This window comes from Mesorhizobium sp. B2-7-2 (assembly GCF_006440775.1).
Taxonomy (GTDB): Bacteria; Pseudomonadota; Alphaproteobacteria; order Rhizobiales; family Rhizobiaceae; genus Mesorhizobium.
In genome coordinates this window covers 58,427-79,482 of the sequence record NZ_VFTZ01000025.1, presented here as the reverse complement: position 1 = coordinate 79,482, position 21,056 = coordinate 58,427, and the positions used below count along the sequence as shown (strand labels likewise).

The following is a 21,056-nucleotide window of genomic DNA, read 5'->3' as shown; positions in this document are numbered from 1 at the left end:
CGGCGTTCGATTCTTTCATCGTTGAAAGTTGGCGAAGGCCGCCGCGACATTCAATCTCCCCCCTTGAGGGGGAGATGGCCGGCAGGCCAGAGGGGGGTGCAGCGCTGCCCTCGGCGGTTAGCCGGATCGCAAGTCAGGGAGCACCCTTGTCCGCCCCACTCATCGAAATGCGCGGCATCACCAAGAGCTTCGGCGCCGTCAAGGCGAACGAGGCCGTTGATCTCAGCGTGGCCCCTGGCGAGATCCTCGGCCTTTTGGGCGAGAACGGCGCCGGCAAGACGACGCTGATGAACGTGCTGTTTGGCGCCTATGCGCCGGATGCGGGCGAAATCCTGGTCGAAGGCAGGCCGATTGCCATCCACAATTCCGCCGACGCCCTGGCCGCCGGTATCGGCATGGTGCACCAGCATTTTCACCTCGCGCCGCGCCTCACGGTGCTGGAGAACCTCCTGATCGGCATTCCCGGCAAGTCCGGCCGCATCGATCGTGCTCGCGGGCTTACCCGGCTCACCGAAATCAGCCGGCAATATGGGCTAAGCCTCGATCCGAACCTGCCGGTGTCGACGCTGTCGGTCGGCGAGCAGCAGCGGCTGGAGATCATCAAGGCGCTGTTTCGCGGCGCCAAGCTTTTGATCCTCGACGAGCCGACGGCGGTGCTGGCGCCTTCGGAGGTCGATGGCCTTTTCGCTGCCTTGCGCTCGATGGCGGCGCAAGGGCTCGGCATCATCTTCATCTCGCACAAGCTCAACGAAGTCAGGGCCCTCACCCATCGCTGCGTCGTGCTGCGCCACGGCAAGGTCGCCGGCCGCGTCGACCATCCGGCAAGCACCACATCGGCGGAAATGGCCAAGCTGATGTGCGGCCACGAAATCGTGCCGCCGGTCAAGCAGGCTTCGACGCCCGGTGCTTCCGTGCTGACGCTCGACGGCATATCCACCTCCGCCCACGCCGGCACGCCGCTGCGCGAGATCTCGCTTTTCGTCCGCGCGGGCGAAATCCTAGGCATCGCCGGCGTTTCCGGCAACGGCCAGCGGGCGCTGGCCGACGTCATTTCCGGCATGCTACCGCCGAGGGCTGGCACCATGATGATAGCCGGCAAAGCGGTGACGCAATTTTCGCCGCGCGAGCTGCAGGCGCTCGGGCTCGGCCGCATCCCGGAAGACCGGATGACAACCGGCCTCGTCACCAATTTGCCTTTAGCCGACTCCATGGTGCTGCCGCGTATCGGCACCGAGGCCTTCAGCCGCAAAGGATTGCTCAATCCCGCCGCCATCCGCGCCTTTGCCGAGCAACAGATCAAGGCCTATGACATACGCTGTCCCGGACCGATGGTGCGCGCCGGCGCGCTGTCCGGCGGCAATTTGCAGAAGGCGCTTCTCGCGCGCGAGCTCGCCTTCGACCCCAAGGTGCTGATCGTCTCGCAGCCGACGCGCGGCCTCGACATCGGCGCTGCCCGCTTCATCCACGAGAAATTCCTGGCCATGCGCGCCAAGGGCTGCGGCATCATCGTCATCGGCGAGGACCTCGAGGAACTGCTGATGCTCTCGGACCGCATCGCCGTGATGTATGAGGGCCGCATCGCGGGCACGCTTCCCAGCGCGGATGCCACCGTCGCAAGGCTCGGCCTGATGATGACTGGCGCGGAGGGCCGCGCCTGATGTTTCGCCTCGAAGCCCGCACGTCGACGCCCGCCTGGTTCAATCTCGCCCTGCCGCTGGTCGCCATCGCCGCCACACTAATCCTGTGCAGCGGCCTCATCGCGATTGCAGGCGCCGGCGTGATCGAGGCCTATGGCGTGATGCTGTCTGCATCCCTCGGCGACAGCTACGCCATCACCGAGACGCTGGTGCGCGCCGCCCCGATGATCTTCACCGGCCTGGCGGTGGCGATCGCCTTCCGCGCCAAATTCTGGAACATCGGCGCCGAGGGCCAGCTGCTCGCCGGCGCGGTGGCAAGCTGCTTTGTCGGCGCCATCCCGATGCCGGGCTACCTCGCCATGCTGCTGATGGCCCTTGTAGGCGCCGCCGCCGGCGCTCTCGTCGCGCTGGTGCCGGCGACATTGCGCGTCAAATTCAAGGTCGACGACGTGGTCAGCTCGCTGCTGCTCAACTCGGTCATCTATTACGCGCTGATGGCGCTGATCGAGGGGCCGTGGAAGGACACCTTCTCCGGCTATCCGATCTCGCCGCCGATCGAGGACTCGGCCAATTTCCCGGTGCTGGTCGAGGGCACGAGGCTGCATCTCGGCGTGGTCGTGGCGCTGATCGCCGCACCCCTTTGCTGGTTCCTGATCGCGCGCACCACACTTGGCTTCCGCATCCGCGTCACCGGCGAGAACCCGGAAGCCGCGCGCTATGGCGGCATCAATGTCCAGCGCGTGCTGCTTTCCACCGCGCTGCTCTCGGGCGCGCTGGCCGGGCTGGCCGGCGTCGGCGAGGTCGGCGGCGTCCACTTCCAGGTGATGAGCGACATCTCGCCGGGTTACGGCTATTCCGGCATCGTCGTCGCGATGCTTGCCAGGCTCAACCCGCTCGGCGTGGTGCCGGCGGCGATCTTCCTGGCCGCCGTCATGACCGGCGCCGAGGCGATGTCGCGCGCGACCGGCGTGCCGGCTTTCCTAAGCGACGTCATCCAAGGCACGGCGCTGCTTGCGATGCTGGTGGCGCTGCTGTTCACCGCCTACCGCATCCGCCGCGTGGGGGCCCAAACATGAGCGCGGTGTTCGAGCAGATTTTCCAGGTAGGCTTTCTCGCCGCCATCATCCGCATCGCCACGCCGCTTGCTTTCGCAACGCTCGGCGAAATGTTTTCCGAGCGCGCCGGCGTGCTCAATCTCGGCATCGAAGGCATCATGCTGCTGTCGGCGATGGCCGGATTCACCGCCGCGAGCCTCAGCGGCAGCCTTTGGCTGGGCGTGCTGGTGGCCGTGCTGGTCGGGGCGCTGATGGGCGCGCTGCATGCGCTGTTCACGGTGGCACTGGGCCTCAGCCAGCATGTCTGCGGCATCGGCGTGACGCTGTTCTCATCCGGCCTTGCCTATTTCCTCTACCGGCTGATCTTCGGCCAACAATCGGTGCCGCCGAGCATCGACGGCTTCAAGACGGTGCCGATCCCGCTGCTCTCGGACATTCCGATCCTCGGCCCGGCCGTGTTCAGCCAGTTCACGCTGGTTTATATGGCGATCATCGCCGTTCCGCTCGCCGCCTTCGTGCTCTACCGCACGCCATGGGGGCTGTCGGTGCGCATGGTCGGCGAGAATCCGCGCGCGGCAGATTCGGCCGGCGTCAGCGTGATCGCCACGCGCTTCCAGGCGGTGATCCTCGGCGGCGCGCTGATGGGCCTTGCCGGCGCCTTCCTCACCATGGCGCAGTTCAACGCCTTCACCTTCGGCGTCGTATCCGGGCGTGGCTGGGTGGCGATCGCGCTAGTCGTGTTCGGCCGCTGGGATCCCTGGCGCTCGGCGGGCGCGGCGCTGCTTTTTGCCTTCGTCGATGCGCTGCAGCTCAGGATGCAGGCGAGCGGCCTCGGCCACATCCCCTACGAAGCCTTCCTGATGCTGCCCTTCATCTTCACCATCGTCGCCATGGCCTTCATGTCGCGCAGCGCGGTCGCGCCTTCGGCGCTGCTGAAGCCGTTCCGGCGGGAGGAGCGGTAGGCGGTAGGACTCGGCGCCCTTTCCTCTCCCTCCGGAGGGGGGAGAGGTGGTGCTGCGAAGCAGCGACGGAGTGGGGGAACCACCTTGCAACCGCCGCCGACGGATATTGAAATGGGCCCAGGCGCACGAATCTTCCTGCGCCGCGCCAGGGTCGACCCCAGTCCGTCGAGCTGCGCTCGACACCTCTCCCCCGATCGACGGGGTAGAGGAAGGGCGCCTGGCCGTCCCTGGACGAAGAACACGGACCTTGGAAAGCCTGCGTGCCGTTGACGAAGCTCAATTCATGGGCGAGGCGGCTAAGGCCGCTCGAGCGATTGATGTTTGCCCGCGAACACTCCGGAGCTCGGTTCGAGCGGTTTTGGCCAAATCGCCCCTGTTCCGAAAGCCACCAGACCGCGCCCGGCGATGAGTATGAAAAACCCCGAATTGGCCTTGCATAAAAATCTTGTTCCAGAAATCGCCCAAAAATAACAATCGACAAAGTCTACTATCTTTATAGATTAATGGTCGCGACGGAGGATCGATCATGTCCTACATTCAGAACGCCCAACGCAAAGGCCAGAGGCTTGCCGCCGACCAGAGCTGGAGGCCCGCCTATGGCGGCACGTTCGCCTATCTCGTCTTTGCGCTTGCCTTCGTGTTCACCGGCGCCGTCGTTTTCGGGATCATCCCCTGACTGAGCGGGGCCAGGGCAATTCCAGGAAAATTGTGAGCGGTTGGGCTCGGCGGCTTCGCCGTAGCCGTCCGCCCGGAATTGCTTAAACCTAAAGACCCCGCCGTACAAGAATCTGAGTTGAGTAATCGGAGCTGAAGAAGGCCGGCGCGCTGTTGCGCGCCCAAAATGGATTTGACTCGGGGTTCGGAGCCGGGCGACCCAACGTGATGGAGGAGATGGCAATGCCAATCGAGTTCACGCATGTTCCCGGTAAGGCTGCCAATGGCAGCTTCTTCTACGATTTCGCCGAGACGGCGACCAAATTGTCGCTGATCGAGGACGCCGGCTTTCGCAAGCTGGTGGTGGACGATCCGGCCGAACTGCTTACCAACATGGACATCGCCGCGCAGACGCTCGACCGCACCGGCTCGCTGGAGGTGGTGCTGACGCATTGGGCCGGCGTTATCGAGCCGATGGTGGCGGCAAGGCAGCTCGCGGCGCTCGACCGCAGAGGCGGCGGGCGTCTGTCGCTTCGCATACTGAGCGAGCCGCTTGAAGACAGCGATGCCGAGGCGCGGCCGGTTGGCCACAGCGTGGTGTGGCAGCGCATCGACGAATATCTGGTGCTGCTGAAGCGCCTGTGGTCGAACGACAGGCCCTTCGACCATGAGGGCGCCTTCTACAGCGTGCGCGGCGGCTTCGTGCCGCGCAAGGGTCCGCACGGCGCCGATCTCGTCATCCGGCTCGGCGGCCAGTCGGGCACCGCGCTGAAGGTCGCCGGCAAGCATGCAGATGTCTTCGAGTTGGCCGCCGGTTCGCCCGACGAGGTGAGGCAATTGATGGAGCGCGCGCGCAGCGCCGCTGCCGAGCACGGCCGCGGCGGCAGGCTGCGCTTCGCGCTGCCGGTACGCATTCATCCGGACGGCTGGACGGGCACCTCGGATCACAAGGCGGTCGAGATTGCCGGGCCGCCGCCGCGGCTCGCCTTGGCGCTGTTGCCCTATGCGGCGCTGGGCGTCGAGGAGTTCATGATAGGCGGCATCGACCGCCTGAGCGAAATCGCCCGCTTCGGGCGCGAGACGATCACGCTGGTCGCGAATTCGCTGGCGCGACGCGAGACGGAGGTCCCGCAGCCGGGTGCGTTTGCCTCGCACCCCTTTGCCGCAACACTGCGCGTCCTAGGCTAAGGTCGCTCCGCGCCGGAATAATCCAGGCCGTCCATCACGTAATCCGCGAACAGGAAGTCGCGGATGCCGGCGATCCGGCCGTTCTCCCAATCGATGAGGATGAAGTAGCGCGGCTGTCCGTCTGGACGCTCCGGGCTGGTGACCAGGATGGCGGGCCGGCCCTCGACAAGGCCGGTTGTGAAATGCCAATGCGTCTCGTCGGCGTAGCGGCCGAAATAATTGCCGACATATTCCTTGCCGTCGGCGCGCAGGCGGTTGACCAGCTCCAGCTTGACGTCCTCGGCCAGCAGGCCGCGCAAGGCATCGAAGTCCCTGGCGTTGAAGGCGGCCACATAATCGCCGAGGCGCCGCATGTCCTGTTGGTCGAGCGCCGGGCGGGGCGGCGCGATCCGCGGCGCGGCCGCCAGCTTGCGCAGGCTCTCGCGACCCCGCTGCAGCGCGCCTTTGATCGCGGTCTCGGAGGTTTCGAGGATTTCGCCGATCTCCTCCAGGCTGTGTCCAAGCACATCCTTCAGCACGACCGTGCATCGTTGCGCCGGCGGCAGTTGCATCAGTTCGGCCAGGCTCGCCTCGGCGGCAATGCGAGCATCCAGCGCCGAGTTCTGGTCGGCGATCATGTCGAGCTCGACCTCGCTTTCGCGCCCCCGCGAGCGGGCGCGCTTGCGCAGGAAATCGAGGGCGGCGTTATGCGCGATGCGAAACAGCCAAGACTCGGTGTTGTCGGGCATGTCGCCATTCCTGATCGCCACGAAGCCTTTTGCCAAAGCCTCCTGGACGATGTCTTCGCCATCGATGACCGATCCGACCATGCGCGACGCGTAGCGGTGCAGCTTGGCTCTCAGCAAGGCGGCATCGCGCTCGAAGGCGCGAAGCCTGGTTTCGGTCGCCGCAACGGACTGATCGTGCGAACCGGTCACGCGTGCTCTACCTCTTTGGTTGACGCAATTCCGGACGGAAGGTCGGCGAAGGCGCCGAACCTAACCGTTTCACACTTTTCCTGGAATTGCTTCAGTTCTCCACCCCGCCGGTATGGGAATAAGTGGTGTGGCCCATCATGGTCTCGCCGGCCGCCAACTCAACGACGCTCTTCATGTATTCGCCGAAGCGGGGATCGCCGCGGAAGGCCGCGATGTCGTCCGCCGAACGCCATTGCGAGATGTTGGCCACCTTGCTGCCGTCGACGCCGATCACCACGGATGACGACAGCGAGCCAGGCTGCTTGCTGAAGAAACTCTTCGTGCCCTCGGCAAGCGTGTTGGCGAGTTCCTGCTGCTTGCCCGGCTTGGCGGTGAAGACGTTGATCAAGGTCACTGTGCTCGACATGGCTTGGCTCCGTTTGTCCTGATGGCGGAGGCCGTCTTGGCTCTCGCACCCGTTACGACCCTCAAGACGAAGCCCGAACCGAAAACGGAACGGTGCATGCAAAAGTTTTTTCGGCAATCAATCAAGTTCGCGATCCGGACGCTGCCATTGACCTATCGAGCGGCCGCCGCGCCCGTGAGTTCAGAAAAATTTATCCTCGCAGTTCCAACAGCCATCGCCGTTTCGTGTTGGTGAGTGCCGGGGTGCGACCCCGGCATCAACCAAGGGAGAAGCAAATGTCGATCCTGTCATCCATCGCTCGCATCGCGACCGAATACACCGCGACCCGTGCCCGCTATCGGGCAGCGCGGGCGCTCTATCTGCTGCCGCTCGACATTCGCAAGGATATCGGCTGGCCGGAACCCGGCGATCCGCGCGATCCCGAAATCCTCAGCTCGCCACACCCGCGAGCCGTGATAGCGCGCTGATGACGGCCGCCGAGTCCGCCAGCGCGCCGAAGACGCCGTCCTCGACCGTCACCATATGCAGCGCGGCTTCATGCGCATACCGGTCGCCACTGGCGCAGGCGTCCGCAATCGTCAGGCACTGGAAGTTGCGGTCGCAGGCCTCGCGCAATGTGGTGTGCACGCACACATCCGTGGTGCAGCCGGTGAACATCAGATGCGTGATGCCGCGCGCCCGCAAAATGAGCTCCAGATCCGTGTAGGTGAAGGCGCTGTTGCAGGTCTTGTCGATGATGATGTCTCCAGGCGCGACCTCGATGTCGGAAACGATCTGGAAACCCGGGCCGGAGCGCAGCAGGACATCGGTGCCGTCGAGCCCGGCCCGCTTGCGGCGCCATCTTTCATAAGGCGTCATGTCGGCCATGTCGGCGCGATAGCCTTGCCTGGTGTGAATGATGGTAAGGCCGGCGGCGCGGGCCACGCCAATCAGCCGGTTGACCGCCGGCAGGATGGCTCGCAGCGGCGCTGGATCGTAACCCTTCCTGGCGAAGTAGCCGGTCGGCGAGAGGAAATCCTCCTGCAGGTCGATCACCAGCAGCGCCGTGTGCTGCGGCTCCAGCCTGCCGTCATAGGGAAAGTCGAAGGGTATCGCCTCGATCATCGGCCGCCTGCTCTTCTTGCTCTACGCGCATCGTGCCCGGCAACCGCCCTGCGGTCCAGGCCCGCTGCCCAGGTAAGCATCGGCACATCGGATATTGTTAAGCAGCATAGTCATCTTTATAGTTGACTCATAAACTCATGTTTCATAGTCAACCGGCACGGCTCGCCCTGCACCTGTATGGCGGCCGCCGCATTGCAATGATGAAGCGAGGACGAGCCCTTGTCCCGAAACAGCCTCTTGGCGGCGCTGGCCGCGTCGCTTATTCTTTCGGCTGGTGTCGCCGCGGCGCAGGAACGATCGCCTGCGCCGGTCGAGCAGGCGCCGGCCGCTCCAACCCTGCAGACGCCTGCGGCGCAGGCGCCCGCCGCCACGTCGGCGGAGCCAGGCATTCGCCCGGCTGCGAACGGCGCCACGAGCGAAGAGCCTTCCATCTCGCTGATGCTGCCGCATGACCTGTCGCCCTGGGGCATGTTCATGAATGCCGACATCGTCGTGAAGGCGGTGATGGTCGGCCTGGCCTTCGCTTCCGTCGTCACCTGGACGATCTGGCTCGCCAAGTCGCTGGAGGTCTTTGGCGGCAAGCTGGGGGCTCGCCGGGCCGCCGATGCGATCGGCAACGCCGCGACATTGATGCAGGCAGGCCGGGAGCTTGGCCACAGCGGCGGCCCGGGCGCGCTGCTGGTGCGGGCGGCGGAAGAAGAACGGGCGCTTTCGGCCGGCGCGCTCGATCATGCTTCCGGCGACGGCCTGAAGGAACGCGTCGCCTCCAGGCTTGCGCGCATCGAGGCGGCGTCGGCGCGGCGCATGTCGCGCGGCACCGGCCTGCTCGCCACCATCGGCTCGACGGCGCCCTTCGTCGGCCTGTTCGGCACCGTCTGGGGCATCATGAACGCCTTCATCGGCATCTCGCAGGCGCAGACCACCAACCTCGCCGTGGTGGCACCGGGCATCGCCGAGGCGCTGCTTGCCACAGCGATGGGCCTTGTCGCAGCCATTCCGGCAGTCGTCATCTACAACGTCTTCGCGCGTTCGATAGCCGGCTACAGGCAGATCCTCGCCGACGCCTCCGCGGGCGTCGAGCGGCTGGTCAGCCGCGATCTCGATTTCCGCACGGTGCCGCCGGCATCGGCGATCGCGGCGGAGTAGCGGCGATGGCGGCGCGCATTCGCGAGACCTCCGGCGACGATCTCGAGGAAAGCCACGACATCAATGTCACGCCGTTCATCGACGTCATCCTGGTGCTCCTGATCATCTTCATGGTCGCCGCACCGCTCGCGACCGTCGACGTCGATGTCAACCTGCCTGGATCGACGGCAACGCCGGCGCCGCGGCCCGAGACACCTTTGTTCCTGACGCTGAAAAGCGATCTGACGCTGGCGATCGGCAATGACAGCGTGCCGCGCCCGGCCTTCGCCGGGGCGCTCGACAACCGCACCAAGGGCGACAAGCAGACGCGCATCTTCCTGCGCGCCGACAGGACGGTCGGCTATGGCGACCTGATGGAGGTGATGAACCTGCTGCGTAGCGCCGGCTATCTCAAGGTCGCGCTGGTCGGCCTCGAGACCATGGGCGGCACCGGTGGGCAAACCATGCCAGGAACCCATGCGGCCGGCGCGACCCCCGCCCCTGCGCCGGGTGGAAGCACGGCGCCATGACGGTCGCCGCTCTTTCTCGCATTTCGCAGCCGCGCTTCGGCGCGCGCGAGGCCGGCCTGTGGACGAGCGCCGCCGCGATCATTCTGGCCGCGCATGTGGCGGTCGCCTATGCGGTGCAGAATCTGAGCTTCGCCGAGATGCAGGATGGCGGTCCGCCGCCGGCGCTGGCGGTCGAGATGGCGCCGCTGGCCATTGCCCCCGCCGCGCCGGAAGAGACGGCGATGCTGGACGCGGTGACATCGGAGCCGGCCGATGCGGCGGAGGAGACGGAAAAGCCCATCGACATGAAACCGGCGACCGACCCGGCGCCGGTGTCGGAACAGGCCGAGCCGGTCGTCGAACCGCTGTCAGATGCTGACGACACGCAAAAAGTCGAGCAGGTCGCGCCGGCGGCAATTGCCGCCCTGCAGCCGCCGCTGGACGAGGTCGTGCCCGACCCTGTCGAGGCGATCGCGCCCGACGTCGTCATTCCCCTGCCGGAACCGAAACCTGTGGAAGCGCAGGTGAAGGCGCAAAAATGGGTCGAGCCCAAGAAGAAAGCCGAGAAGAAGCCGGTCGAAAAGCCGAAAGAACGGCCCAGGAAGCAAGAGGCGCCACCGCCAACGACCACCGCTAGCATCGACGCCAAGGTGGCGGCGAAGGCGGCAGCACCGCGGTCCTCGAATGCGGCGCCGCGCTCGAGCGTCGGCCCGTCGCGCTGGAATTCCAGCCTGGCGGCGTGGATCAGGCGGCACACCCGCTATCCGAGCGCGGCGCGCTCCAGGCGGGCCGAGGGGACGCCGAGCGTGACCTTCACGGTCGACACAGCCGGCAGGGTCGTCGCGGCCCGGCTGGCGCGATCCTCGGGCGATGGCGATCTCGACCGCGCGGCGCTCGGCGCATTGCAGGGCGCCTCGGTGCCGGCGCCGCCGGCGGAGCTCGGCGCCCACGTCACCCGCACCGCGCCCTTCGTCTTCAGCCTGCGGGACTAGGCCGGCGCGCCGGATGGTGGTAGGCGGCTCACTGGTTCAGCTCAATTCCAACGGCCGAGGCATCCTGCCGACGGAAACCGTATGACGACATTCACGCGCCGCGCCCTTCTCAAAACCACTGCTGCCGCAGGCCTGGCCGGCATCGGCGCCGCGACTGTCGGCAGATTGGCCGGCTTTGCAGCCGCCAAGCCTGCCCCGCTGATCCTGAAAACCGCCACCATCGAGGCGCGGCTGATGGAGAGTGCGCCGACGAAGAATGTGCTGACCTACGGCGAGGCCGGCATGCCGCCGGTCGTCAGGATGACGAAGGGCGAGCCGTTTGCCGCGCGCCTGATTAACGGCATCGACGATCCGACGACCATCCACTGGCATGGGATCCGCGTTCCCAACAAGATGGACGGCGTGCCGTTCCTTGTGCAGCCCTATGTCTATCAGGGCGACCGTTTCGACTATGAATTCACGCCGCCCGACGCCGGCACCTTCTGGTACCACCCGCATTGCAACACGCTGGTCCAGATGGGTCACGGCCTGACCGGCGTGATCGTGGTCGAGAACCCGAAGGACCCGGTTTTCGACGTCGAGATGGTCGTCAACCTGCGCGACTGGCGGCTTGGCGATGACGGCCAGTTCATCGAGCCGTTCAGGCCGCGCGACGCGGCCAAGGCCGGCACCTTCGGCACGGTGCGCACCGCCAATTGGCAGGGCCAGCCGCAATTCGATGCGCCGGCCGGCGGGCTGGTGCGGCTGCGGGCGGCCATCACCGACGTCACCCGCATCTATGCCTTCCGCGTCGACGGCGCCGAAGCCGCGGTCATCGCGCTCGACGGCAATCCGGTGCCGCAGCGGTTTACGCCGGATGCCTTGCAGCTGGGGCCTGGCCAGCGGCTGGAGCTTGCCATCCGCATGCCCGACGAGGAGGGCGCGATCGTCAGCCTGCGCGACGTCAGAGGCACCAAGCCGAAAATCCTGGCGACGCTGCGTTCGGTCGGCAGATCGCTCAAGCACGATCTGCGCGATCTCGGCCCGCTTGAAGCCAATCCGGTGCCGGAGCTGGACTTGACAAGCGCCAAGCGGATTCCACTGGCGCTGAGCGCGACGGCCGAGAACGTCGCGGCCGACGGCATTTGCGGCTCGCTCGGCTACAGTTTCTGGGCGATCAACAAGGTGCCGTGGCCGGGCGACACGCCGGACCCGACCGCGCCGCTCGCCGAGCTGAAGCTCGGCCGCAGCTATGTCATCGACATGGCGAACCTGACCCCGCACGCGCACCCGATCCATTTGCACGGCATGAGCTTCAAGGTGCTGTCGTCGTCGACCAGATCGGTGCAGCCGCTAATCTCCGACACCTATCTCATCCAGCCCGACGAGAAGGTGCAGCTCGGCTTCGTCGCCGACAATCCCGGCGACTGGCTGCTGCATTGCCACATCATCGAGCATCAGAAGACCGGCATGACGAGCTATTTCCGGGTGGTATGAGCGCATCGGCGCGGAAGGCGTCGGCATTCCGCGGGTTGACGCGTTTGGCCGATTGCCTAGGTAGGCAGGAGGGCGCTGGGGCGGCACACAACTCCGACCGACGGCATGACATCCTTGCATATTCGAAAACTTGCCTTTGTTGCGGCAGGCATCTCCACCCTGTCGTCCTGCGTCATCCCCGATGATACGTCGAGCATCGCCAAGGTCGACGCCACCACGGCCGCTGCCCGCAAGGAGATGGTCGGTCTCAGCGAGGCCGATGTCCGCATGTGCGCCGGCTTTCCGAGCGCAACGGCCGACGTGGGATCATCCGGCCAGATCTGGACCTACCAGCGCACAGTGCAACGCAGCAACCTCAGTATCGCGGTGCCGACTTTGGCCGTGGGTGCGATTCCTGCTGTCGGCGGGTCGGTCAATGTCGCTCCTGGCGGCTATTGCAACACGCAGATACGCATGCTCAACGGCCACGTCGCAGAGGTGGCCTATGCCGGCGACAATAACTTGCCGAACAGCCGCGATGCGCTGTGCGTCAGCACCGTGGACGCCTGCGTGGCTTACGCGCGCCAGCACCGCTACAAGACGCCGGCGGTCTCCAGATAAGCGGAATCGAGTGAGCCGCCCGGCGAGCGAATCTGCCTGCCGCAACCGGAAAGGTCCGAGCCGCCGACCTTCGCGAATCCGGCCCATCCAGTTAGAGCAATTCCAGGAAAAGTGTGAGCGGTTTTCCGTCCGGAATTGCGTAAAAAACAAAGAGATAGGGCGTTTCGTCGTTTCCGTGAAACGGTGAAACGCACTAGCGGAAGGCGTTGCTGCTCCTACCTCTTCAGCGCGATGCTCATGCCGCTGAGGTCGGCGTTGACCTGCAGGCCGACCTGCCTGCCGCTGAGCTCGAGCTGGGCGCCCTTGTCATTGGTCATGACGATCACCTGGGCGCCTCTGCCGAGCGCGCCGCCGCCGCCGGCCGCGCCGTAGACGCCCGTCACGTCGCTGGCCCGCCGGATATGGCGCACTCTGCCCTGGAAATAGGTCTTGGACGCGCCGAAGGCGAGGCCGCCCGAAACGCCGCCGACCGAGATCGGATAGCGTTTGCCATGGAAGGTCAGCGTGCCTTCGCCGCCGGAGCCGCCGATGAAGAAGGCCGCCTTGTAGACGGAGAAGCGGATCGTGCCGCTGTCGGCATGCGCGGCGCTGGCTATGCTGACGCCCGCCGCGGCGATTGCCGCAACCGCGACTGAACGGAACCTGGACGAAATCTTCATAATGGGGACCTCCTCAAGCATCGCCGCTTACCCAGCCGGCCGGGCACATCAGCGTCAAAAGTATAGCTGAACCGTCTTGCCCCACCATTGGTTCCAAGCACGCGGCCCGAAAATCCGGCAGCCGCAGAATGCTGAGCGAAGAGGGCAACCGCGCGCGAAAGGCACTTGCGCGTGCTGGCTGGTGGAGCTGAGGGGCGTCCACCACGATTGTCAAAGCCTTGAGTGCCAAGGGTCCGTAGGAGGAAGTGGGACTGGATGTCTCACTTTGATGTCTCACCTGACAGCAAAGGCTGTTGTCGACGCTCAGGTTCTCGGGGCCGTATGCTCTCTAAAGACGTATTCTTGGAGAGCCTTGGTGCGCGCAACTCGGCTCCCGCGATCTGAGGCAGCCCGCGAGACGTTCCTTGCGTAGCTCACTACATGCTCATTCACTTCCTTCCACAGGTCCTCATCCAAAGTCAGGAGCTGTGTAACCTGATCGCCGAAGTCGAGGAGACGGTCGGAGATGATGGACCTAATGTCTTGTGGGAAGGGAAGGCTATTGGCCCTAGACGCGACTTCGATGAACAAGGTGTAGAAGTCGGACTTTTTCCGCCATCGTGTGGCTTTGAGGTTGGGCAGCAACTGGGCGATCTCGTCCGCCGCCTTGCGGAACGCGTTCTCAACCCGCTCCCGCTCTTCGTATTGCTCTTCGTAAAGTCTGTAATAATCGTCTAGTTTATCTTTCTTGTTCTGAGGACCGTGTAGGAACGCAATGACTAGCTCACTTATGAATTCATGATCGAGCATTCGTCTGTGATCGTTTGCTGAAAAAATGCCTTCGTCAGCCCAAAAATCATTGTTGTCAGCCATCCCTTGGACCGACTTAATGAATGGGCCCCAGTAAGTTGCATTACGCAATTCTTGGTCGTTAAGAGCAACTACGTTCCTGTTGAGGCGCGCAAATATCTTACGCACCTCCTCCTCAGCCATGTTGGGTAGAACTCGTACGACGAACTTGTATTGAAATATCGTCTTCTTTTCCGCAGCCCCAAGTTGCTCAAAGTATAGACCACGCCACGCTCGCGCAACTTCTCCACCATCCAATGCGATCTCCCCGTTTAGGAAATCGAGCACTGCCCGTATTCGCTGCTGGCCGTCAACGACAATATGTTTTTCCTCGCCGCTCTCGTTCCCGAGGTCTTGCATGTAAAGTTCTGGGATAGGCAGTCCCAAAAGAATGGTGTCGATAAGGTAGGCTTGCTGGATAGGGGTCCATACTGGATTGCGTTGGTAGGGGGCGGCCAACACTAGTTCACCGTTTTGGTAGGCTTTGTTGAACCATGAGACTGTTCGGTGTGTTGTATGCAGAAAATGGTCTGCGTCGTTCATATTAGATCTCGATGTCAATTGGGGTTTGATCTTCCACGCTCGAGAGCAAAGTCGAGCGAAGCCGACTTATGTTCATTGCTTGGTACTGACGGAGAGCATCGTAGTCCTTATAAATCCTTAATTTCACATCGCGACCGACTGTTGGGTCGATGCCAGCCATGTTGGTAAGCGCAGTTTGCCAAACTTTTCCGAAGGGTAGAATTGATAGAATGCTGTCTGTCGCTATGGTCCCCGTGAAGACATAGCTTTTCCTGTGGCTTTCAATTGCTCGCTTGGCCGCGTTGGAGAGCGACAGCCAGGATGGCCGCAACTGCCGAAGGTGACGCCAAGCCAAATCGAAGTGATATGCACTAATCACTCCGCAGTCGATATCAGACCTGTCGTCGAATGCCGAAAAGCCCTTGTATGGGTTGAGGCTAAACCCTATAGCGCCGCTACCTGTTAGTACGATGTCATAAGGATCAACCTCGAGACCCTTGGCAAGTGTCGTTTTCCAAGAGACCCATTTGTCGAAGTCCGATGAAAACGCAAAAGGTATCGGCTCGAATATATAGTGCGATACAAAGTCGCTGGGATCGCGATCAATTATAGCATTGTGGAGCTCAGCAACATCCGCAAATGGCACTATTTCCCCCCACCCTGCGCATGCCGTGCACCATGTTTCATATACGATGAGGCTATAGGAACGGTCTAGGTATGGGGTGTCGATAGTAAAAGATTCCGTGCAGAGAACGTGACAGGGTAGGCGGGCATGCGCATAGCAATGGCTCACTTGGTTGTGCCACCAGCGAAATCCCATCGCTAAAGCTTTGATTTTAAATCCGCTGGTGGAGCTGAGGGGGATCGAACCCCTGACCTCATCATTGCGAACGATGCGCTCTCCCAGCTGAGCTACAGCCCCGTTCCAGCGGATGGGCTTGTATCGGTCGCGGCGGTTTCATGTCAAGGCGAAAGACCGGCAGGCGACGAGTGCCGTGACTGGCGGGTCTTGCCCGCACGCCAAGCCCGCGGGCCTTGCCCGCACGCCAAGCAATGGCTACATGTCGGCGACAATTTGGAGACCGGCATGATCGCCCTTATTCAGACCATCGTCATGGCGCTTGATATCTACTGGTGGATCATCATCGCCTCGGCGATCTTTTCCTGGCTCTACGCCTTCAATGTCGTCAACTCGCGCAACCAGTTCGTCGGCAGCGTCGGCAACATGCTCTACCGGCTGACCGATCCGGCATTGCGCCCGATCCGCCGCTTCATGCCCGATCTCGGCGGCATCGACATTTCGCCGATCATCCTCCTTCTGATCATCTTCTTCATCCGGCAGTTCCTGGTCACCACAGTCTGGTCCTGGGTCGTGACCGGCGGCTGATGAGCACGCCGTTTCGGCAGCGCGAGAACGGCATCGACCTCTTCGTGCGGCTTACGCCAAAAGCGGCGCTCGACCGGATCGACGGCGTCGAGACCGCTGCCGACGGTCGCAGTCACCTCAAGGCCCGCGTCCGCGCCGTTCCGGAGAACGGCGCCGCCAATCAAGCATTGGAACGGATGCTGGCCAAGGCGCTGGGTATACCAGTGTCGGCCGTTTCGGTGGTCGCCGGCAGCACATCGCGACTGAAGACGCTGCGGGTCGTGGGTGACGGGGCCGAGCTGACGAAGATCGTCGAGGCTCTTTCTAAGCAATCGAAGATCTGAGATGCAGGCGGGACAGCGCCCCCCTCTGTCCTGCTGGACATCTCCCCCTCTTGGCTACGCTATGCACACATCTTCTGTGACTGGCGCGACTGATCAGGCCGAGGCTTGATTGCCACGTGGTTCCCCCAATCCGCCGCTGCTTCGCAGCGCCACCTTTCCCCCCTCCGGAGGGAAAGGAAGGGAGCGTTGCTGGAAGGGCGTTGACGGCAAAAGCTTGGCGCCTTTCCTCTACCCCGTCGATCGGGGGAGAGGTGGCTCGGCGAAGCCGAGACGGAGTGGGGGTCGACCAGCGCTACATAAGGGGCGCGGCTGCCAATCGGGGAGATGGCCGGCAGGCCAGAGGGGGGCGCGAAGGATCGCCAATTTCGGCAGCGCAAGCCTGCAACCGCTCAATCCCCCAGCGGCAGTTTCGGATCGTCCACCTTCAGCGTGTTCACGCTCTGCTTGATGCGGCGCAGGTTCTCCAGCACTTTCGGGCCGCGCGCTTCCGCCACCGTGGTGGCGATCATGTCGAGGATGGCCAAAAGCGCGTAGCGCGACGAGGTCGGCTTGTAGATGTTGCCGTCCTCGACGGACTGCAGAAGGATCACCGTGTCGGCGACCTTGGCCAGGGCCGAATCCGGCGCGGTGATGGCAACGGTCGCCGCGCCGTATTGCTGCGCAACCTGGACAGCCTCGATCACCGAGCGCGCATAGCCCGAGACGGAGAAGGCAAGCAGCGTCGTCTCGGGCGTCGCGACGGCCGCATACATGCGCTGCAGCTGGCCGTCGGTCTGGGCGAGCGCCGAGAGGCCCAGCCGAAACAGCCGGTTCTGCATCTCGGTCGCCATCATCGAGGAAATGCCGCCTGAGCCGATGCACAGCACATTGCCGGAAGCGGCGATGCGGGCGGCGACGTCCATCAGCGTCGTCATGTCGAGGTTTTCGCTGGCGCGCTGGATGGCGGCGATCGCCGCCTCGGTTATCGCCGAGGCGATGCGCTGCTCGCGCGCGTCGCGGCTGAGCGGCTCCGGCGACAGATACTGGCCGCCGATGGCGATCGCTTGCGCCAGGTAGAACTTGAAATCGCGAAGCCCCTCGCAGCCCAGATTGCGGCAGAAGCGGGTGACGGTCGGCTCGCTGACGCCGACGCGCGCGGCGATCTCCGAGATCGCGGCCTTCGAGGCGAAATCGAGGTCGGAAAGCACCAGCCCGGCCAGCCGGCGGTCCGACTTGGTGCCGTCCTGCGATATCAATTGCAGGCGGGTGATGATGTCGGCCGGGGTCTTCATGTCATCATCTCACAGCGGCAGGCCCGTCGCCTTGTCGAAGAGGTGGATGTTGCGCGGGTCGACGCTCACCGGCAGCCGGTCGCCCGGCTTCACCTGCAGCCGGTCGCGGAACACCGCGCGCACCGTGTCGTCGCCGACCGAGCCATAGACATGGGTTTCCGAGCCGGTCGGCTCGACGACGTCGACCTTGATGGCGAGGGCATCGTCGCCGGCACCGACCACGAAGTGCTCGGGCCGGATGCCGGCCTCGACCGTGTCGCTGCCGGACGCGGCCTTGCCCGGGAGCGCCAGGCGGCCGCCACCCGTCGTCTCGAACCAGGACTTGGCTCCGGCGGTCTTCAGCGCGCCGGAGACGAAGCTCATAGAGGGCGAGCCGATGAAGGCGGCGACGAATTTGTTGGCCGGCCGGTCATAGAGCTCCAGCGGCTGCCCGACCTGCTGGATGCGGCCGCGATCCATCACCACGATGCGGTCGGCCATGGTCATCGCCTCGATCTGGTCGTGGGTGACGTAGACGATGGTCGATTTCAGCCGCTGGTGCAGCGCCTTGATCTCGGTGCGCATCTGCACGCGCAACTGCGCGTCGAGATTGGAAAGCGGCTCGTCGAACAGGAAGACCGAAGGCTCGCGCACGATCGCGCGGCCCATGGCGACGCGCTGGCGCTGGCCGCCGGACAATTGTCTCGGATAACGGTCGAGATAGGAAAAGAGGTTGAGCACGCCCGACGCCTTCTTGACCTTGTCGTCGATCGCGGCGCGCGTCTCGCCGCGGATCTTCGGGCCGAAGCCGATATTCTCCGACGCCTTCAGATGCGGGAACAGCGCGTAAGACTGGAACACCATTGCGATATTGCGCTTCTGCGGCGGCAGGTCGTTGGCGCGCGTGCCGCCGATGATGAGGTCGCCGGAGCTGATCGTCTCCAGCCCTGCCAGCATGCGCAGGAGGGTTGACTTGCCGCAGCCGGACGGGCCGACCAGCACGACGAACTCGCCGGTCCGGATGTCGAGATCGATGTCCTCGAGGATTTTGTGCTGGCCATAGGATTTCGACAGGTTGCGGAACTGGACGTCGGTCATGGTCACGCTCCCAATATGTCGTCGATGAAAGGCAGGTAGCCGGCTGTCAGTCCGGCGTCCACGGGCACCACGGCACCTGTTATGCCGGAAGCGCGCTCGGAGGCAAGGAAGGCGACGGCCTCCGCCACTTCCGACGCGTTGACGATGCGGCCGAGCGGATAGAGCCGCTTCAGCCGGCCTAAGATCTCGGGATCCTTGGCCAGGCGATGGTCCCAGGCGGCGGTGCGGATCGAGCCTGGGCAGACGACATTGGCGCGCAACCCGCTGCGGCCGAGCTCGACGGCGATGGATTTGGCGTAGGCGTTGATGCCGGCCTTGGCCGCCGCATAAGCGGGATTGCCGAAATGCGAAATCGCGTTGACCGAGGAGATGAAAACGACGCTGCCCGAGCCGCGCTCGGACATCGCCTTGACGAGCGGATCGGCGAAAGTCATCACGCCGGTCAAATTGAGGCCGAGCTCCTGCTCGATTTTGTCCGCCGTCAGCGCGTTCAAGGTCTCGGCGCGCGTCCAACCGGCATTGTTGATCAGGATATCGGGGACGCCATCCCTGTCGAGCAGCGCGGGTATCGCCGCTTCGATCGAGGCCCGGTCGAGCAGGTTGAAGACGTGACGAGAGGCGATATGCGGACCGGCCAGCGTTTCTACCGATTGGTCGCAGCCGACGATGCGCGCGCCGCGTTCGGCCATGAGCTCAACGATCGCCGAACCGAGGCCGCCGCCGGCGCCGGTGACGACAACGGTTTTGCCCTCGAAATCGGCCTTTGATACCACGATGCCCGCTCCTCCGCCGTGCCAGACAGCGACGGAACGCTATCCAACAAAATGTAATTTAGCAACATGATAAACTGCTTGCATTGGGCATAAGCCTCGATAATGTAGGAAAGTAACATAAATCCTGCGCCTCTAAGGCCCAGGCGCGAATGCGCATCATGGGAGGAAATCAGATGAGCCTTGCGAAATGGACTGTCGGCCTGTTGGCCGGAATGAGCATGCTGGCCTTTGCAGCACCTGCCGATGCCGGCGAGGTGCGCGTCACCGTTGCCGAATACAGCGCCAAGACCGGCCCCTATTTCGAGGAGGTCAAGAAGGAGTTCGAGGCGGCCAATCCCGGCATCACCATCAAGTATGAAGTGGTGCCGTGGGATGTGCTCCTGCAGAAGCTCACCACCGACATCACCGCCGGCACCAATGCCGACCTTTCGATCATCGGCACGCGCTGGCTGATCGACTTCGTCCAGCAGGATGTCGCCGAGCCGCTCGACAGCTACATTAAGCCGGAGTTCAAGGACCGCTTCATCGATACCTTCCTGCAGCCCTCGATCATGGACGGCCACACCTACGGCCTGCCGATCGCGGCTTCCGCGCGCGCCATGTATTACAACAAGGAGCTGTTCGAGAAAGCCGGCATCGCCAAGCCGCCGGCAACCTGGACCGAGCTGCAGGAAGACGCCCGCAAGATCAAGGCTCAAGGCGCCTTCGGCTTCGGCCTGCAGGGCAAGGAGATCGAAACCGATGTCTACTACTACTATGCAATGTGGTCGCAGGGCACCGAGATCCTCAACAAGGACGGCACGTCCGGCTTGAGCACGCCGGGCGCGCTTGAAGCCGCCAAGCTCTACAAGTCGATGATCGACGAGGGGCTGACCGAGCCTGGCGTCACCTCCAACAACCGCGAGGACGTGCAGAACCTGTTCAAGCAGGGCAAGGTCGGCATGATGATCACCGCGCCTTTCCTGTCCAACCAGATCAAGGAAGAGGCGCCGAAGCTGAAATACGGCGTCGCCGCCATCCCCGCCGGCCCGACCGGCGCACGCGGCACCTATGGCGTCACCGATTCGATCATCATGTTCAAGAACTCCAAGAACAAGGGCGAGGCCTGGAAGCTGCTCGACTTCCTGTTCACCAAGGAGCAGCGCGCCAAATTCACGCAGGGCGAAGGCTTCCTGCCGGTGAACAAGGAGGAGGCCAAGATGGACTATTACGTCAACAACGCCGACCTCGCCGCCTTCACCGCGCTCTTGCCCGACGCCCGCTTCGCGCCGGTCATCCCGGGCTGGGAAGAGATCGCCCAGATCACGTCCGACGCCATGCAGAAGATCTATCTCGGCAGCGCCACGCCGGGAGCGGCCCTGAAGGAGGCCGCCGATAAGGCCAACGCCGTCCTGACGAAGAAATAGGGCGTATCTCCCTGCGCCCGTGGCGCGCTCCACCCGTCGGAGCGCGCCACACTTTTTAGAAGAGGCTGCGACGGCCGCGGAAATGGCTAAACCGAGAAGGCCGCCAAAGTTGGCGCCGCCCCTCATTGCCCTGCCGGGCATTTCTCCCCGTATAGTGACGGGGAGAAAGAAGCGGCAGCCAGATG

General features: G+C 63.9%; 23 protein-coding genes and 1 tRNA gene. 14 read left to right on the top strand and 10 right to left on the bottom strand.

Annotation, left to right across the window (positions count from 1 at the left end; genetic code table 11):
• The first annotated feature begins 146 nt into the window (after positions 1–146).
• From FJ425_RS26500 to FJ425_RS26480, 5 genes are all read left to right on the top strand, one after another.
• Positions 147–1,658 (top strand): ABC transporter ATP-binding protein, encoded by a 1,512-nt coding sequence (locus FJ425_RS26500; RefSeq protein ID WP_140727098.1) that lies wholly within the window; start codon positions 147–149, stop codon positions 1,656–1,658.
• Positions 1,658–2,713: an ABC transporter permease gene (locus FJ425_RS26495; RefSeq protein WP_140727095.1), complete on the top strand. Its 1,056-nt coding sequence runs from the start codon at positions 1,658–1,660 to the stop codon at positions 2,711–2,713. The genes FJ425_RS26500 and FJ425_RS26495 overlap by 1 nt, the downstream gene beginning before the upstream one ends.
• Positions 2,710–3,654, top strand: a complete 945-nt coding sequence (locus tag FJ425_RS26490; protein ID WP_140727093.1) for an ABC transporter permease — start codon at positions 2,710–2,712, stop codon at positions 3,652–3,654. Before FJ425_RS26495 ends, FJ425_RS26490 begins: the two co-directional genes overlap by 4 nt.
• A 526-nt stretch (positions 3,655–4,180) precedes the next feature.
• Positions 4,181–4,330 carry a hypothetical protein gene (locus FJ425_RS26485; RefSeq protein ID WP_140544253.1) on the top strand — a complete coding sequence of 50 codons (150 nt, stop codon included), beginning with the start codon at positions 4,181–4,183 and terminating at the stop codon, positions 4,328–4,330.
• 221 nt (positions 4,331–4,551) lie between these two features.
• Positions 4,552–5,496 (top strand): LLM class flavin-dependent oxidoreductase, encoded by a 945-nt coding sequence (locus FJ425_RS26480; protein ID WP_140727090.1) that lies wholly within the window; start codon positions 4,552–4,554, stop codon positions 5,494–5,496.
• Here the strand turns inward: FJ425_RS26480 and FJ425_RS26475 are convergent.
• Together FJ425_RS26475 and FJ425_RS26470 are read right to left on the bottom strand one after the other, a co-directional pair.
• A complete protein-coding gene (locus FJ425_RS26475; protein WP_246678012.1) occupies positions 5,493–6,413 on the bottom strand; it encodes a sigma-70 family RNA polymerase sigma factor in 921 nt (306 codons plus the stop codon). The genes FJ425_RS26480 and FJ425_RS26475 overlap by 4 nt on opposite strands.
• A gap of 91 nt (positions 6,414–6,504) precedes the next feature.
• On the bottom strand, positions 6,505–6,819 hold the full coding sequence (locus FJ425_RS26470; protein ID WP_140727088.1) for an antibiotic biosynthesis monooxygenase: 315 nt from the start codon (positions 6,817–6,819) through the stop codon (positions 6,505–6,507).
• 275 nt (positions 6,820–7,094) lie between these two features.
• Between FJ425_RS26470 and FJ425_RS26465 the strand changes: the two genes are divergently transcribed.
• Positions 7,095–7,286: a hypothetical protein gene (locus FJ425_RS26465; protein WP_140698090.1), complete on the top strand. Its 192-nt coding sequence runs from the start codon at positions 7,095–7,097 to the stop codon at positions 7,284–7,286.
• Here the strand turns inward: FJ425_RS26465 and FJ425_RS26460 are convergent.
• Positions 7,249–7,923: an isochorismatase family cysteine hydrolase gene (locus FJ425_RS26460; protein WP_140727085.1), complete on the bottom strand. Its 675-nt coding sequence runs from the start codon at positions 7,921–7,923 to the stop codon at positions 7,249–7,251. The two genes, FJ425_RS26465 and FJ425_RS26460, sit on opposite strands and share 38 nt — an antisense overlap.
• 219 nt (positions 7,924–8,142) lie before the next feature.
• Between FJ425_RS26460 and exbB the strand changes: the two genes are divergently transcribed.
• From exbB to FJ425_RS26435, 5 genes are all read left to right on the top strand, one after another.
• Entirely contained in the window at positions 8,143–9,069 is a 927-nt protein-coding gene (gene exbB, locus FJ425_RS26455) for a tonB-system energizer ExbB (RefSeq protein ID WP_140727082.1), read from the top strand.
• 5 nt (positions 9,070–9,074) lie between these two features.
• Positions 9,075–9,578 (top strand): TonB system transport protein ExbD, encoded by a 504-nt coding sequence (gene exbD / locus FJ425_RS26450; RefSeq protein WP_140727079.1) that lies wholly within the window; start codon positions 9,075–9,077, stop codon positions 9,576–9,578.
• Positions 9,575–10,549, top strand: coding sequence for an energy transducer TonB (locus tag FJ425_RS26445; RefSeq protein ID WP_140727076.1), 975 nt, complete (start codon positions 9,575–9,577; stop codon positions 10,547–10,549). Before exbD ends, FJ425_RS26445 begins: the two co-directional genes overlap by 4 nt.
• A gap of 81 nt (positions 10,550–10,630) precedes the next feature.
• Positions 10,631–12,025 carry a multicopper oxidase family protein gene (locus FJ425_RS26440; protein WP_140727073.1) on the top strand — a complete coding sequence of 465 codons (1,395 nt, stop codon included), beginning with the start codon at positions 10,631–10,633 and terminating at the stop codon, positions 12,023–12,025.
• Positions 12,026–12,130: 105 nt separating this feature from the next.
• Positions 12,131–12,625: a hypothetical protein gene (locus tag FJ425_RS26435; RefSeq protein WP_140546418.1), complete on the top strand. Its 495-nt coding sequence runs from the start codon at positions 12,131–12,133 to the stop codon at positions 12,623–12,625.
• Between the two features lie 215 nt (positions 12,626–12,840).
• Here FJ425_RS26435 and FJ425_RS26430 read toward each other — a convergent pair whose 3' ends face one another.
• The 4 genes from FJ425_RS26430 to FJ425_RS26415 form a co-directional block, all read right to left on the bottom strand.
• Positions 12,841–13,284, bottom strand: a complete 444-nt coding sequence (locus tag FJ425_RS26430) for a hypothetical protein (protein ID WP_140637013.1) — start codon at positions 13,282–13,284, stop codon at positions 12,841–12,843.
• Between the two features lie 303 nt (positions 13,285–13,587).
• Entirely contained in the window at positions 13,588–14,655 is a 1,068-nt protein-coding gene (locus FJ425_RS26425) for a DUF262 domain-containing protein (RefSeq protein WP_140727070.1), read from the bottom strand.
• 1 nt (position 14,656) lies between these two features.
• Positions 14,657–15,280, bottom strand: coding sequence for a hypothetical protein (locus FJ425_RS26420; RefSeq protein ID WP_140727067.1), 624 nt, complete (start codon positions 15,278–15,280; stop codon positions 14,657–14,659).
• A gap of 200 nt (positions 15,281–15,480) precedes the next feature.
• Positions 15,481–15,556, bottom strand: a tRNA-Ala gene (locus FJ425_RS26415).
• A 165-nt stretch (positions 15,557–15,721) separates the two neighbouring features.
• On the opposite strand from FJ425_RS26415, the gene FJ425_RS26410 reads away from it, so the two are divergent.
• The gene (locus tag FJ425_RS26410) at positions 15,722–16,021 is read left to right on the top strand and encodes a YggT family protein (RefSeq protein WP_135888880.1); all 300 of its coding nucleotides are present in this window, start codon (positions 15,722–15,724) and stop codon (positions 16,019–16,021) included.
• A complete protein-coding gene (locus tag FJ425_RS26405; RefSeq protein ID WP_140727064.1) occupies positions 16,021–16,344 on the top strand; it encodes a DUF167 family protein in 324 nt (107 codons plus the stop codon). Before FJ425_RS26410 ends, FJ425_RS26405 begins: the two co-directional genes overlap by 1 nt.
• A gap of 389 nt (positions 16,345–16,733) precedes the next feature.
• Here FJ425_RS26405 and FJ425_RS26400 read toward each other — a convergent pair whose 3' ends face one another.
• From FJ425_RS26400 to FJ425_RS26390, 3 genes are read right to left on the bottom strand one after another with little or no spacing between them, the layout of a single operon-like run.
• On the bottom strand, positions 16,734–17,615 hold the full coding sequence (locus tag FJ425_RS26400; RefSeq protein WP_140727061.1) for a MurR/RpiR family transcriptional regulator: 882 nt from the start codon (positions 17,613–17,615) through the stop codon (positions 16,734–16,736).
• Between the two features lie 9 nt (positions 17,616–17,624).
• Positions 17,625–18,692 carry a sn-glycerol-3-phosphate ABC transporter ATP-binding protein UgpC gene (gene ugpC, locus FJ425_RS26395; RefSeq protein WP_140727059.1) on the bottom strand — a complete coding sequence of 356 codons (1,068 nt, stop codon included), beginning with the start codon at positions 18,690–18,692 and terminating at the stop codon, positions 17,625–17,627.
• 2 nt (positions 18,693–18,694) lie between these two features.
• Positions 18,695–19,465, bottom strand: coding sequence for an SDR family oxidoreductase (locus FJ425_RS26390; protein ID WP_140727056.1), 771 nt, complete (start codon positions 19,463–19,465; stop codon positions 18,695–18,697).
• A 173-nt stretch (positions 19,466–19,638) separates the two neighbouring features.
• On the opposite strand from FJ425_RS26390, the gene FJ425_RS26385 reads away from it, so the two are divergent.
• Positions 19,639–20,871 carry a sugar ABC transporter substrate-binding protein gene (locus FJ425_RS26385; protein ID WP_140727053.1) on the top strand — a complete coding sequence of 411 codons (1,233 nt, stop codon included), beginning with the start codon at positions 19,639–19,641 and terminating at the stop codon, positions 20,869–20,871.
• Positions 20,872–21,056: the final 185 nt, after the last annotated feature.